Genomic DNA, 15066 nt, shown 5'->3' on the forward strand with positions numbered 1-15066 from the left:
TGTACTCCCCGGTTTTGAAGATCGGTCAGCACGCTAAGCCAGAATCGCGCACTTTCGCTCTCCGAAATATACATTCCTAACAAATCTTTCTGCCCGTCCATGGTATGCCCCAAGATGATATAAACCGCCTTGCTGATGACCTGCCCATTCACCCGAACTTTAAAGTGCATCGCATCCAACCAAATAATGGCGTAAACGGCTTCTAAACGACGTCCCTGCCATTGCTGAATCAAAGGAATAACCTTGTCGGTAATGGCACTTAACTTCCCCACCGAAACATCCATGCCATACAGATCAAGCAAATGCCCCTGAATGTCGGCATAACTCAGCCCCTTGGCATAAAGCGACAGGATGCGGTTTTCAAAAGCTTCTCCAATAACAGTCTGGCGCTTGCGGATCAACTCCGGTTCAAAATCACCGTTACGGTCACGTGGAGTTTCCAACTCAAAACTCCCCTGATCGGTTTTGATCGTCTTGCGGTTATGCCCGTTACGACGATTCGACTCTTCTGAATCCTTTAAATGATTATCCAGCTCGCCATCTAAGGCCCCTTCCAGAAAATCTTTAAATAAAGGCAATAAAACATTATCCGGACCACTCATCCCTTTGCCGGACTTAAGCCCTTCAAGCGCCTCTTTTTTGAACTTCTCGTAATCAAACTTTTCTTTTACCATATCATGTAAATTTTAAAACATTCATTTTTGTTTACATGACACAGTTTGTTGAACACTCTCCCCAAATGCCATTTTCCAGTCATCAATGTCTGATAACCATTCAATTTTAGCATTTCAGCTATCGTTACACACTCCTTATTCAAATACCCCTGATATCCAGGCAGCCCGTAGTTGTGCTGAGTCGGATTATTTGGCGTATTAGTCATATGTCCAATGCCGGTTTGGTGTGGATAAAGCCCAGTCATTAAGGACGCACGCGTCGGACAACAGCGCGCTGAGTTGTAAAACTGTTTAAAACGCACGCCCTGACTGGCCAATTTATCAAGATTCGGAGTTTGAACTTCGCCTCCATAGCACCCAATGTCCGAAAAGCCCATATCATCGGCCATAATCAAAACAATATTGGGCTTTTGAGCGGCAGAAACACTCAGCGTCAAGGATGAAACCAGTGTCAATAATGCAAATTTATTCATAGTTCAGGATTCTTTATATTTATCGATTGGGCTTCATCTCATTACTTTCCGGCTTTACTCTGAGTATTCCAATGTTGGTGTTCTTTAGCTTCCATTTCTGTTCTCTGTCCATGGTCATCGCAATAGTCCATCCACTCCCTCAACACTTTATCCATTCTCTCAATAATCGGTTTACTTTCCGGGCTCTCGGCCAGGTTTTTCATACAGTATTTATCCTTTTCCACGTCATACAACTCCACGCCAGGGCGATGCTGGTATCTATTGGTCAACCACCTGGCATTTGGGTCAGTCTTTGCCTTTTCTTGCCAAATTTTAAACAAACGACCGGCTGATTCCGTGTTTTGAAAAGTAGCTTCGGGTGTCAAGTTCACGATGTATCGATATTTTTTGTCAGCAACAGATCGAATTCCGTAATAGTCACTTCCACTGTAAATTCCACGGGTTGTTTGCAGCGAAAAAGTATACTGTTTATGCTCTGCTGCATTTCCTTTCAGGATGGGTACAATACTCCTCCCATCCAACTGAGTCGTAGGTTCTAGACCTGCGATATCCAGAAAAGTGGGCACAATATCAACATATTCGACAATTGCATCTGATTCAGTCCCCGATTTAACCACCTCCGGCCACCGAACGATATAGGCAGAATGAACGCCAGCATCATAACACGTCCATTTTGCAAATGGGAGACTGTTGCCCTGTTCACTTAAATAAACCACTACCGATTTATCTGCTATTCTGTGATTATCCAGCGTTTTAAGCAAGGTTCCAAATTCATTATCCATATAATTAATTTCAGCCAGGTACTTACAAAACAGCCGGCGGGTTTCCTTTGTATCAACGTAATATGGAGGAAGTTCAATTTCATCTGGATTAAATAAATCCGAGTTTCCCTTATTCCATGGGGTGTGAGGCTGATTAGTGGCAACAACCAGACAGAACGGTTGATTACTCGATTTACATACTTGGATAAAAGAATCAACCGCAGCAAAATTCAGGTCATTACTCTTTGTAAGGGGAGCATGTAAATCCCATGGAAAAACGGATTCTGGTTTTACATGCGACTTGCCGATCAAAGCGACCTGATAGCCTGCCGGCTTCAAATGCTGAACAATACTCAACGTACCTTCTTTCGCCATCGTATGATTTGGATAGGCACCGGTTCTTACAGGCCACAAACCGGTTAACAGGTTGTGTCGGGTGGGCGAACACATCGGAGCTGCCTGAAATCCATTGGTAAACCGCATTCCCTCCGCTGCAAATTTGTCAATATTAGGAGTTCGAGAATCTTTACTCCCGTAACAACCGATGTCAAAATAAGTACAATCGTCGGCCAAGAATAAAATAAGATTCGGCTTTTCTCTAGTTTGACCGAACAAGGACAATATAGAAAACGCAGCAATTGTTGTTAGTGTTGATTTTTGTTTCATCCAAAATAGAATTAAAGTGAAAACTTGTTCTGTTGAGTTAATGGATTCCTAATTCATGAGGTGTCGGTCCGGAAATAGGATAAGGTGTTTGGAAGGCCTTTCTGCTATCGCCTTGTTGATCCATCCATTCCTCAAGGATTTGACGCATTTTGTTTATTTGGTCCTGATGCTCATCGCTGTCAATCAGGTTTTGTTGCTCCATTGGGTCAACCTCCAAATCATAAAATTCCTCCGCTGGACGAACATAGTATTTATGAATAATTGCTGCCGCCCGATCGTCATATTTTGCAGCTTCATCCCAGGAATCCCAATAAGCACCAGCATTAGGTTTCCTCAGGATATCAGAATGGTTGGAATGATAATTTTCAGGATACAGGTTTAAAATGTATTTAAACCGATGGTCACGTATGCTTCGGATTGGATAAACATTCATTTTTCCATCACCACTGTGGGTTGTAAAAATATATTCCCTGAAATGATCTGTTTTCCCTTCCAGTACCTTTTTAAATGATTTTCCATCCAGACCAACAGGCATCTTACTTCCAGTCAGATCAAGCAGTGTCGGAAAAAGGTCAATCCAACTAACCATGGCATCTGTTCGGGTGTCAGGCTTAATATGCCCCGGCCAAACTACAATTAACGGAACCTTTATCCCGGCATCATACAGATTCCATTTCCCAAACGGCCATTGACCTCCATGATCAGCTGTATATATGAAAATAAAATTGTCTCCAAATTGATGCCTTGCTAATTCGTAAATCTTCCCCATCTCCTGGTCCGCACCTGTGATGTCAGAATAATATCGTGCCCAAAGGTTTCGTGTTTCAGGCGTATCTATGAAATAAGGCGGTAACTTCAGTTCATCGGGTTCATAGAGTGTTTTTGAAGTCCAAGGAACATGAGGACGTCTATCACCAACCATTAGACAAACTGGTTCATCCATTTTAACAGAATCCACGTAGTTCGTGACATGGTTTGCCAGACCAGTCATTCCTGAATGATAAAAGTCAAAACCACATTCCCAATTCATTTTCATATGAGCAACTTTTCCAAAAGCCAGGACTTTATATCCCTCTTCCTGAAGCTGCTGAGTCAGCACAGGAATTCCCGGCTTAGGATAGGAGTGATTTGCCTCTGCTCCATTGCGGGAAGGCATCAAGCCAGTTAACAGAGCTGCACGGCTGGGAGCACAGGCCGGTGAAGCAATAAAGGCATTATCAAAAACAATCCCATTTTCTGCAAGACGATCCAAATTGGGAGTATTCAGGACCTCAGCCCCATAGATAGAGGCATCCAATTGGCTTTGATCATCCGTTAGATAAATGACAATATTGGGACGGTTCTTGGCATAAGCATCTAACTTAAACAACGAGATCGTTACCAAGGAAGCTGTGACCAATTTATACATAGTATCTAATTTCTAGTTTAAAACAATTGATTTATCTCTATCACAAACAACCTGCCCGTTTAATACCTCAAGTTCTGCCATTTGCAAAACACTTCTTCGATTCATGGTTGGTTGTTTAAAAATGGGGACCCGCTCCTTGCCTTTTTTCTTTTCTAAATCATATCGGCGCCAAGGTTCGACATGATAAAAAATGAACGCCCTCCCATCTTTTACTGCGACACTGCAATGTCGTGCCATGGTCGTATCAAACTTGCGTGAACCACCTTCCTTTAAGATTGTCCCTTCGAATTTCCAGTCTTCACCATCAGCTGATTTGTACACAAACAAACCATTATGTGGGTCCGTAATCAACCAATAGCTATTCTCCCAGTAGAAGATATAAGGCGCTTCTTCAAAATCAGCCCCTGTTGCAGCAACATTAAAAACATCGCTTTGCGAAAAACCAAGGTTTTCCCAATGTTTAAAATCAGAGGAAACTAAATGGTATAGTTCATTTTTAGAAGCACCTCTCTTCTTTCCCTTAAACCAAACATGAACCCAATCCCCTTTCTTATATACCGTTGCATCTAAGGCGGTAATTGTTGAATCATGCATATCTCCTACCTTTTGCCAACCATCAACAGGATTATCAAGTGTCGTTTTATAATGAACGATTCTCCCCGGACCGCCCCAAGCTCCTTGGGTTGGCAGAGTATCTGGTTTGTAGGTAACAAACATGTGTAAAAACTCATTATCGGAAATAATGGCTGGTGCCCAAAAAGTTTCACCGGCATCTTTATCGCCACCAACGCCATCGAATTTACAATAACCCTCAAAATTCCATTCAATGAAATCGACTGATGAAATCACCCCAATTGGCGTACCCAAAAATGTATTTTCCTGATTCCCTTTTCGAGCAGTATAATAAATAAAGTATTGCTGGGCTGATTCATTCCAGGTAACCTCGGGGTCACAAGATCCATGATAATTAGGATCAATAAAAACAGGAGCAGGAGCCTTCAATTCGAGATTATCCGGATGGGCAGATTGAGCAAATAACATTTTTCCATATAGAAAACAGCATAAAGATAAAATGAAGACTCGCGCATAAGCTGGTTTAAACATCATTTCTTGGTTTAGAGTTTTTATGATTTATTTGTTCGAGTCAAATGAATAATTTCAGTACACGAACCATCTGTTCGTCTCTCCGTTTCAATCTTGTTTCTGGAGGTTCACCAACCAGAATTGAGGGTTTGCTCAGATCTTCACTTATATCAAATAGATAGAGATTCAATCCATATACAGCTAGGAATTACCCGAACTGAGAGCTAAATAAGAACTAGACTGTCCTTTTCCTAAACGCCAGGGATATCTGCCCTTCGACCTTAAAGCCCCAAGCATGTATGATCAAGCTAGTTTCTGCTATCTCTTATTTTTTCGAAATTGCCTTTTGCCTTCAGGATGGGTAGCCAAAATAGCTTTCAATTCTGCTGCTACCTTTTTGTTCTCACCATAAATATTCTTTGTTTCCAGTGGATCATTCAAATAATCATACAATTCATACCCCTTCTCCGCTTCTGAATTATTATTACTGGTCCATTCAACGAGCCGATACTGTTCAGTTCTGATGGCACGGCCCAGATATCCGTCTTTCGGAAATGCATGATAAGCATGATCCCGGATACGCTTATTCGTATCTTTTAGGACAGGTACCATGCTCATTCCATCAATAGGTTGAGGACCTTTAGGTTTATCCAAACCTGCCAAGTCCGAAAGAGTTGGGTAAATATCAACAGTCTCTGCAATTTGATTAGTGGAAGTATTTGGCATAGCAACACCTGGTGCCACCATAATCATAGGAATGATATTGGCCTGTTCGTAATTAGTATGCTTAGTCCAATAACCATGATCTCCCAAGTGCCAGCCATGATCACCCCAAAGAACAATAATCGTATTTTCAAGCATGTCCAAACGTTCAAGTTCATCCATTACCCGACCGAGTTGAGCATCCATATAGCTCATCGAAGCATAATAGCCATGGATCAACTTTCGGATTAAGGAGTCAGCATAAACATATTGGTCTGAAGGAATGGGCTTAAACTGGTTAATTTCGCCCCCTCTTTTGGTAGCGTATCGAGGTGCTCCTTCCGGGTCTTTTTCATACTCAGGCATTGGCAATTCTTCGGGATTATACATGTCCCAATATTTTTTAGGAGCACTAAATGGCAAATGAGGTCGGGCAAATCCAATGGCTAAAAAGAAAGGCTGTTCTGGTTCTTTCTTTAATTCACGTAATCGATCAATAGCATGTCTGGCTACGCGTCCGTCGGCATAGGCATCATCAACAACATCAGGTGATTCCCAAGCCGCTCCCCGAGGCAATTTCCAATTCGGTGGAAAATCTTCGTAATATAAGTTGGTATTTTCAAAATATGCTTCTTCTCTGGTTAGCTCCCGGTTTGTACTTTCGGGCACCAAATATTCAATCACCTTTTCTTTATAATGAGGGACACTCCAAGATGCTTCATCGTTGGTATTGCCATGCCCTATATGAAACACTTTTCCCATCGATTCCGCATGGTATCCGGCATTCATGAAATGTTGCGGCAGGGTGACTGCATCAGGGTAAGCATCGCGAAACTCGGATCCGAAATGGTACAGACCTGTACTTGTTGATCGGGCTCCCAGCATAATATTGTAACGTGATGCCATACATACTGCCTGGTTACAATAGGCTTTATTGAAACGCACCCCGCGGCTTGCGAGTTTATCAATATTTGGACTAATCGCAACCGGATCGCCATAGCAGCCTAAATTTGGTTTTAAGTCATCAACCAAAAATAGAATAACATTTTTACGACTTTCATTTGGTTGTGCCATGACCTGCTGACTATGCCCAACACTTAAGCTACAAAGTAAAACTGCAGCCCCAAGTGGCTTTTTGCTGCTAAAAAATAATTCCTTGTACATCTTCATATTGTATTTCTCTATTAACTTTTCGTTTAAATTCATCCTTTTCGAGCAATCCCATATTTAATGAATCAGGAGATTTAAAAGTCTCCTCCCAATAGTATCACTCCTTTTAAAGTTTATACTTCGTTTTATCAATATCATGTGGGTAATGGTGATACCAATCAAGCAATTTTCTTTTCAACTCAATCGTTAACTCAGGCATCTTTTCTACCAGATTGTCGGATTCTCCAATATCCTGCATCAAATTATATAGTTGGATATTCGTACCATCTATGTCCATTAGCAATTTGTAATCGCCAGAACGAATTGCCAGATCCGGATTATTTTCTCCATCATATCCGGGTCGATCAGGAGGTCTGATCCAAAAAATAGGCTTCTTCCTGAGGATTTCTTTTTCACCCTTCAAAACGCTCAACATACTCTGTCCATCGTATTTAACATTCTGGTTTGGCTCTGCGCCTGCCAGCTCCATAAAAGTCAGAGGCAAATCAATGGCTGCCATCACTGTCTTTTCATTAATGGTGCCCGCTTCATTTTTGTCAATTTCATCCGGCCACCAAACGATGAAAGGTTCCCGAATGCCACCATCGTACAAATAGGTTTTAAATCCGCGCAGAGGTGCTGCATTGTTGACTGCCATATCAGGCCCGTTGTCACTGGTAAAAACAACCAATGTGTTTTTAAATAAGTCCGGATCTTTCCTGAGAAAATCAAATAGCCGCCCCATTTGGCGATCCATTTCTTGCATAACCCCCTGAAAGCGGGCCTTTGTACTTAAGTCACCTCGCAAGGCAAGTGGTGGTTCCAAAGGCGTATGTATATCATCAGGCCATAAGTTTATGTAGAAAGGTTTTCCGGCCGCTTGCGCATGTTTAATGGCCTCAAGAGTTCGATCAACAAAAATTTCGGTGAAATTTTCCCGCTTGGCCCAATGAATTTCTCCTTTTCCAAGCGCTGCCGACTGCTTTTCAAGCCCGCGGGTACTGTCTTTTAAATTGAGGGTTTCATAAGTAGCCAGATATCGCTCACCCAATCCTTCAAATTGAGTAACCGATTCATCAAATCCATACTCAGTGATCATCGGAACATCAGCTATATCTCGCCCTCCCCCCATATGCCATTTACCTATATGAGCGGTGTAGTAGCCTGCAGCTTTTAAATTCCGGGCCACTGAAGGTGCTAAGGGATTCAAACAATGATTCATCCCACGCTCTTTGTTGTCCCTCTTTGCACTAATATATGAAGTCACCCCCCACCGGGAAGGATATTGCCCTGTAGTAATAGCAACACGTGAGGGAGAGCAAATGGGTGAATTCACATAAAACTGATTGAACCGAATCCCTTCTTGAGCCAAACGATCGATATTAGGAGTTTGCACTTCCTCATTGCCATAACAACCTAAATCGCCATAGCCCATGTCGTCGATAAAAATCAGTAAAATATTCGTTTTCTCCTGGGCAAAGCAATAAATGCTATTCAGTCCTAAGAGTAAAAACAGAACCAACTTATTCCAAATGATTCGTGTCATCTTTTTCATCATATATCTTCTTTTCGTATTAAAAATACCAGCTTTTATTTATTCCTTATTAACTGACTTTAATGCAAGCAGAGGACTAGTCAATATAAATTTCACTCCACCTCCGGCATTCTGGTGTATCGATCACACATAGAATTAGGAACCGATGAACTGCAACACCAGCAAGTAGCAATCACCCTAAAATGAATAACATTCCCTCCTTTATTTTAACCTTACTTTTCGAGTGTTAAGCTTTTAATCAAGTCTACCTCCTCTTGTTTATATGGAGTCCCATCGGGATGAAAGATCTCATGAAACCATAGAGGGGGCTCTGAACCATCTGGAATTGGCTCGCCCCAGGAATATTTGGTATTTGATTTTCCTGCTACCAATCCCCAGTTAATGGCCCCGACATTTTCCTTTTTCAAAATCGGCATAATATTCTGAAATAAGCTATTGTTGCGACGAGCCATGTATTCGGTACAAACCATTGGACGGTTATAGTTTTTCAAAGAATCAATTGCTAATTGATGCTTATCCGGCCCTTCATAATTATGGTAGGTTATTACATCAGAATTTTCAAGCTGAAATTTATTTAATTCTGAAAGGGATAAGTTCCAGACACCAACAGACAAGGGCTGTGAAGGACGAATTCCCCAAGCCCATTCAAACACTTTTTCAAGCAACGGCATGGATTTGTTGCCATATCCTGAATTACCGGGTTCATTGTATAAGTCCCACATCACAACCCGATGATCGTCCTTAAACGAGGTAAGAATATCTTTCACATAAATTTCAAGGGTGGCTATCAGCTCAGGCTGCTCATGAAGCAGGTCTCCCGGATCACGTACCCAGCCAGAATTATGAATGCCTGGTTTTGGATCAGGTTGCTTTCCGGCTTGGTAAGTGGCATTCCAACAATCATCAAAGAATACAAAAATGGTTTTGATTCCATGGCTGTCTGCAATCTCCAAGTACTGGTTCATGCGATCTTTCATCCCTTTCTGATCCACTTTCCATACAACATGGTGTAAGTATACCCGCATGCAGTTCATTCCTATATCTTCAGCCCATCCCAACTCACAATTAATGGTTATCGGATCAAATGTTTCTGCCTGCCATGTCTCCAGCTGATTAATTGCTGTGCTGGGATTGAAATTACAGCCACGAAGCCAGCCATGTTCTTTCCCCCAAGCCTTTGCTTGCTCTGCCGTCCATGTCTTCTTCACCAAATCCTCGGCTGTTTGTTTGTTCTGTTTTGCCTCATTTTGACATGCCAGTAAGAGCAACACCCCGGCCAGCAGCATAAAAAAAGAAAGTGTTTTCATCATGTTTAGATTTTTGTATTGACTAATTTTATTCCTTCTCAGCCGCTTCAATTTCCACCTCACCCGAAGGACGATCAATTTCTTTTCCTTCCGGAACAGGGGTTCCAAACATAGGTGTTCCATCTAAATTCCAGGTGAAAGACTGCATGCGTACATTGCGATTCCAACCGGGTTCGGTTGTTTTTTTAGAGTGATAAATGATCCAGTCTTCAGTGCCATCGGGGGACTTAACAAAAGAAACATGTCCTACCCCATACACCTGAGCCGTTCCTTCGAAAACCGGGCCTTTTTTTGTCCAATTGGCCGGATCTAACAAATTACCATCCGGATCATTCAATTGTAACATCCCCTGTCGGTACTCTTTTAGCCACGACTCACGGCAAGAATATACCACAAACACCTGATTGCCATTTTTAAGAATTTGTGCCCCCTCATTCAAATTTAGCGGACCACCGGTTTCCCAGTCTTCCTCCGGCGAAGAAAGCAAAACGCGCGTGCCTTTAAGCGTATAGGGGTTCTCCATTTCCTGGATGTACAAATGTTGTGGAGTAGCGTCTGTATCGCACTGTTCTTTCCAGCCCGACCAAATGGCAAAAAGTTTTCCTTGGTGTTCCAAAACGGTCATGTCAATTGCCCATACATTGCTCTCTAGGTTTTGGGGGTTATCACCAGTATATAACATCCCCATGTCTTCGTAATCGCTAAAAACATCGTCTGTTTTAGACCGTAATACACCTGTGCGCTGATGAATAAAGGGAGGCCCCGAAAAACCGGCAGCATAATAAACATACCAATGTCCTTCAATAAAGTGAATCTCGGGTGCCCATACACAGTTACTATTCCAACCACTGGCTGGGGCTTGCCAAATCCGCTTTAACTCCCCTTTTCGAGTTAGGTATTTAGACCGTGAAACAAAAATCGCGTTATTCGCAGAATAACAATACACATAATCATCATTCTGCTGAGTCATCCAGGGATCAGCTCCATCCCATACCGGGTTTGCAAAAGTGCTTTTCACTTGCTCTTCAGACGCTTCAATATCTGAAGCACTGCATCTCACGAATGAGAAAAGCACCAATAAAACGATAGTGAGAAAATTCGTTCTAATCATATTATTCGATTTTCTAAATTGATTCTATTCTTCGCTTAAAACAGGTGTTTGATAATTTTCATCAATCACCATCACTTCCTGTCCGTTCTCTTTTTCAAAACGTACTGTACTGATATACATGTGGCGCGGATGAATCTGATTCTGGCTGTTATGCGCATGAAACACAATTCGCAGATTTCCTTCCTTGTCGGTAAACATAGCACTGTGCCCCACACCAACTAAGTCTCCCGGTTTTTGAAGAATAGGATTCTGAGCATATTTTGTCCATGGTCCTTTGATGTTTGTTGCAGTGGCAAACCCAATCCCATAAAACGGACTTTCATAACTATTAGCTGAATAGGTCATGAAGTAAGTGTCTCTGTGCTTAATCACAAATGCTCCTTCGTTCACCCGGGGCCAAACTTCTTCCCAACTTTGAGAAACATTGATGCATTGGGACATGGTTTCAGCTTTAATCTCAATTAAGTTGTCTTTCAGTTCAGCCATCCAAATGTTCAAGCCATCATTGAAACGATCAAACAGAAGATAAGGAGATCCATCGTCATCAATAAAAAGGCTATTATCAATGCACTTTTCGTCTTCAAGCATGGGTTTTAGTATTTGCTGTTTGAAGGGCCCCAGCGGAGAATCGCTGATGGCCACGCAAATGTGCTCATCAGCCGAATAGTACATGTAAAATTTGCCATTGACCCGATATACTTCAGGAGCCCAAAACCAACGGTCAGCCCACACATCTGACTTATGTAAAGCCAGTCCTTCGTGAACACCAACTGGCCCCTGCCAGCTTTTCAAATCACTGGACGAATACACCTCAATACCATCAGTTCCATTTGTTCCATAGGCGTAGTAGGTTCCTTCCCAAAGCATGATAAACGGATCGCCCAAGGGAATCTTCCTTGTTTTTTCAATTTTATTCCTGATCGGGCTACAATAAGAAGAACTACCCGAGAATAGTAGTGAGAGCGTTACCAGAAAAAGGGATATTGTAAAAAGTTTCTTCATCATTTCAGCTTTAAAAGATCACCTAATCCATATTTGCCAAATAAAAATGAAACGGTTGGTTCCGATCCTTCACCTCCAATTTGCCATCGTTGACCACTAATTCTGCCACTTGAATGGAGGAACGTTTCTCGGCATAAGGATATTTCCCATCGGCATCCAGTGTAGCAGCAGAATGCTTTTCCCTTCCAGGATGCGTGAAATAGAAAATATATGCCTGATCATCTACAACCAAGACGTCGCCATGCGCACCGCTCGGAGTATCATCCGGTCGGCTGGACGAACCTGCCAAAATTGGCTCTCCTTGTTTCTTCCAGTTTTCCAAATCATCCGAACGATAAACGCCCATCCCTGACCACTGATCCGTCACCATCCAATACCATCCGTTAAATTCGAAAACCTTGGGGCCCTCATGTGCCCGGTCAGCAATCACCGGCTTATCGCGCCAGGTCCAGTTGAACAAATCATCACTTTCAGCCAGCCACGACTGGTTGTTGTCTTTATACCACATTTTCCATGTTCCGGATTTATCCTGAAAAAGTGTGCCATCAATTACATTATCCGATGATAGTGAAAGAAGCCCTTCATAGTTCCAGTCCCAAGCGTTCTCACTGGTATAATGGGCCATTCGTGCTTCTTCGCTCCAGTGATTACGCACTCCTTTGATATAGGCCAGGAAGAGGTGATATTTTCCATTGGCATAAACCACATCAGGAGCCCAAAAAGTATTCTTGCCCCGCTCAAACTCCAGGTCAAGGGTTCCTCGATAAACCCAGCTTTTCCCATGGTCGGCTGATGAAGCAATCGCTATGCTGTTTCCATAACAGTAGGCAACATCAGCCGTATTTTCATTGGCCCGTCGCTGGGTATACAACATCCACCATTCTTTTTCATGCTGATTCCAAAAAACGACAGGATCTGCAGAGCCATCATACACCGGGTCTCTAAAAAGCGGGGCGGGAGCTTGTTGAATGTTTTGGGCCCAACCATCTGAAAAAGCGAAGCTGAGCAAAAAAAAACTACTGATCAATATCTGAAGCAAGTGATTCATCTCCTAATTATTTAAGAATGGAAAAGCTGAAATTCGTAAGCGCGCAGCCCCCATCGGAACCAAGGTAATATCTTCTACAGGTTCACTGGTCTTTACCGGATACCTTGGCTGAACATCAACCAACCCGTATTGATCAATTTGCCAGCCAAGGAGCTGGCGCCCTTTTGCCTGAATCTCGATTGGCGTATTCTCCAACGAGAAGGGATAATCATTGTCAGGCCATTCTTTGCGAACAATTTTCAATGAACTTTCCAAGTTCCTCTTATCAAGTATCAGCCCGTAATTCCATGGACTTTGTGGAGTAATCGTATAGGCAGGCCATTTCTCAGGATCGGCATCCTTTTGCCATTTCGAATCACCGATAGCTGATTCGATACTACTTATTTTTCTGTATTCTTCATCAATTTTCAGAGAAAAGGTAAGTGGCCCGTAATCGACCGAAACGCTGTTTTGATTCACGGCCCAAGTACGCGAGGATAAATTCATTGGTAAGTTTAGGGTGAGTTGGTCTCCATCAGTCCATTCACGATCGATTTTAATGTATGAACCGGCCTTCGTATTTACCTTTACTGATTTTCCATTCAGTTTAAGTGAAGCATTTTCACACCAGCCAGGGATACGCAGATAAAATGGGAACTTTACATTTTCCTCCATAGTCAGACTAAACCGAATATCTTCTTCAAACGGGTATTTGGTTTCCTGAGTCAACGTAATTTCAGTTCCATTACCAACTTGAGCTGTAGACACACTTGAGTTATACATTATAGCCGCTAAGCCATTGTCATTACTGGCCATCACCAAGTTCTGCAGATAATACGGCAAAGCATGTCCATGATTATGCTGACAACAGCGACTACTAAAGGGATTCATAGTTAAAAATGGTCCTCGATTATCAATACCAGGATGATGGTTTTCGGCATCAGCGGTTACTCCATTGGGGCAAGTGATATAGCGCAGTGATTTCATATCACTGGTAAAAGCAGCCGTAAAACTATTAAATAAAACATCTTCACAGTTGTCCGCCCAGAGAGGATCCCCAGTTATGCGCATTAGGATGCCGTCAGAAGTCATTTGTTCTGCAAATCCGCAAGTTTCAGTTCCCTGGCGTGGGTCGATGTACCCCATGCGTGCATTTTCATCTGAACCAAACATGCCCCCGGGCACCTGCCCAAACGTGCGACGAATCAAATCGTGAACATTGTAGGTTGCTTGAAAGTGAGCTGAGTCGCCCGACTGCATAAACCAAGTAGCAGGCTCACGAAAACACTGGGCAATATTCACATTGTGCCAGTTGGGTAAAGTTGATTTCCGGGTCCAGTCTGCCGTATTGCGATGGATCTTTTCTGCAAGTTTGAGCAAAAAGGGATCGCCGGTACGATTGTACAACCAATATACACTATAAAGGTTGTCGCCTCCCCGGCTGTTTTCCCAATAGCTTGACAAAAACGCTTCGTCAGGGACTGTCATTTCAAACTTAAAATAGTTGGTCATAAAATCGATGACACGCTGATCTCCTGAGTATTCGTAATAGTTCTGCAAAGTAAACAACACGATCATATTCGACCAGTAGTCCAGGTGTCCACCTCCTACCCTAACTTTCGGACCAAACCAGCCATCTTCCTGCTGACTTTTCAGGATAGCTTCAATCCACACCATTGCTTCTTCCTTCATTTTTGAATCATTAAAGATGAAAGCCATATCTGCATAACCACGCAGCCAGTAGGGGACTTCTTCCCAACCGTGATCACCTCCTTCAGATAACCACGCATTATTTTCTTTTTCAAGCCAGGCACTAATCTCACCCAAGTGCCCACAAAGTCCTTCTTTTTGCAACTCCATCAATTTCAATATCCACCCTTTGGGTTGAATACTTCCCATAGGCAATTTGATAAAGTGAGCGGATTGCAATGGAGCTCGATTACTATGATAAAAATCATTTTGCTGCTTGAGGTCCGGATGAGCAACAACGGTTATTTGCCCTTCAGTAACTTGTTTCTGACAGGAAAAACTAATTAAAATAGCTATTAAAAAGACTATGGAACGAACGATTTGTTTCATGTTTAGTTTGATTTAAAGTTTTCTCTAGTTACTATCTAATTTAAATACCATGACAAGCACCTAAGTACT

12 protein-coding genes are annotated in these 15066 nt (G+C 42.4%); all 12 read right to left on the bottom strand.

Annotated features, from left to right (window positions below; all coding sequences use genetic code 11):
- On the bottom strand, window positions 1-674 hold a 674-nt coding region (locus ACRD6K_RS14835; protein WP_430973874.1), incomplete at its 3' end, for an IS256 family transposase.
- On the bottom strand, window positions 668-1147 hold the full coding sequence (locus ACRD6K_RS14840; protein WP_430973875.1) for a sulfatase-like hydrolase/transferase: 480 nt from the start codon (window positions 1145-1147) through the stop codon (window positions 668-670). The genes ACRD6K_RS14840 and ACRD6K_RS14835, both read right to left, overlap by 7 nt.
- A gap of 41 nt (window positions 1148-1188) precedes the next feature.
- A complete protein-coding gene (locus ACRD6K_RS14845) occupies window positions 1189-2574 on the bottom strand; it encodes a sulfatase family protein (protein WP_430973876.1) in 1386 nt (461 codons plus the stop codon).
- Between the two features lie 37 nt (window positions 2575-2611).
- Entirely contained in the window at window positions 2612-3982 is a 1371-nt protein-coding gene (locus ACRD6K_RS14850; RefSeq protein WP_430973877.1) for a sulfatase family protein, read from the bottom strand.
- 12 nt (window positions 3983-3994) lie between these two features.
- On the bottom strand, window positions 3995-5089 hold the full coding sequence (locus ACRD6K_RS14855; RefSeq protein WP_430973878.1) for a glycoside hydrolase family protein: 1095 nt from the start codon (window positions 5087-5089) through the stop codon (window positions 3995-3997).
- 294 nt (window positions 5090-5383) lie between these two features.
- Window positions 5384-6841 (bottom strand): sulfatase, encoded by a 1458-nt coding sequence (locus tag ACRD6K_RS14860; RefSeq protein WP_430973879.1) that lies wholly within the window; start codon window positions 6839-6841, stop codon window positions 5384-5386.
- Between the two features lie 202 nt (window positions 6842-7043).
- Window positions 7044-8474: a sulfatase-like hydrolase/transferase gene (locus tag ACRD6K_RS14865; protein WP_430973880.1), complete on the bottom strand. Its 1431-nt coding sequence runs from the start codon at window positions 8472-8474 to the stop codon at window positions 7044-7046.
- A gap of 209 nt (window positions 8475-8683) precedes the next feature.
- Complete coding sequence (locus ACRD6K_RS14870) at window positions 8684-9781, bottom strand: cellulase family glycosylhydrolase (RefSeq protein WP_430973881.1); 1098 nt, start codon at window positions 9779-9781, stop codon at window positions 8684-8686.
- Between the two features lie 25 nt (window positions 9782-9806).
- On the bottom strand, window positions 9807-10889 hold the full coding sequence (locus tag ACRD6K_RS14875) for a glycoside hydrolase family 43 protein (RefSeq protein WP_430973882.1): 1083 nt from the start codon (window positions 10887-10889) through the stop codon (window positions 9807-9809).
- A 24-nt stretch (window positions 10890-10913) separates the two neighbouring features.
- On the bottom strand, window positions 10914-11894 hold the full coding sequence (locus tag ACRD6K_RS14880; protein ID WP_430973883.1) for a glycoside hydrolase family 43 protein: 981 nt from the start codon (window positions 11892-11894) through the stop codon (window positions 10914-10916).
- A gap of 19 nt (window positions 11895-11913) precedes the next feature.
- A complete protein-coding gene (locus ACRD6K_RS14885) occupies window positions 11914-12939 on the bottom strand; it encodes a family 43 glycosylhydrolase (protein ID WP_430973884.1) in 1026 nt (341 codons plus the stop codon).
- Window positions 12940-12942: 3 nt separating this feature from the next.
- Window positions 12943-14997, bottom strand: a complete 2055-nt coding sequence (locus ACRD6K_RS14890) for a beta-L-arabinofuranosidase domain-containing protein (protein WP_430973885.1) — start codon at window positions 14995-14997, stop codon at window positions 12943-12945.
- Between the last annotated feature and the right edge of the window lie 69 nt (window positions 14998-15066).

Source organism: Sunxiuqinia rutila, assembly GCF_050589705.1.
Lineage (GTDB): Bacteria > Bacteroidota > Bacteroidia > Bacteroidales > Prolixibacteraceae > Sunxiuqinia > Sunxiuqinia rutila.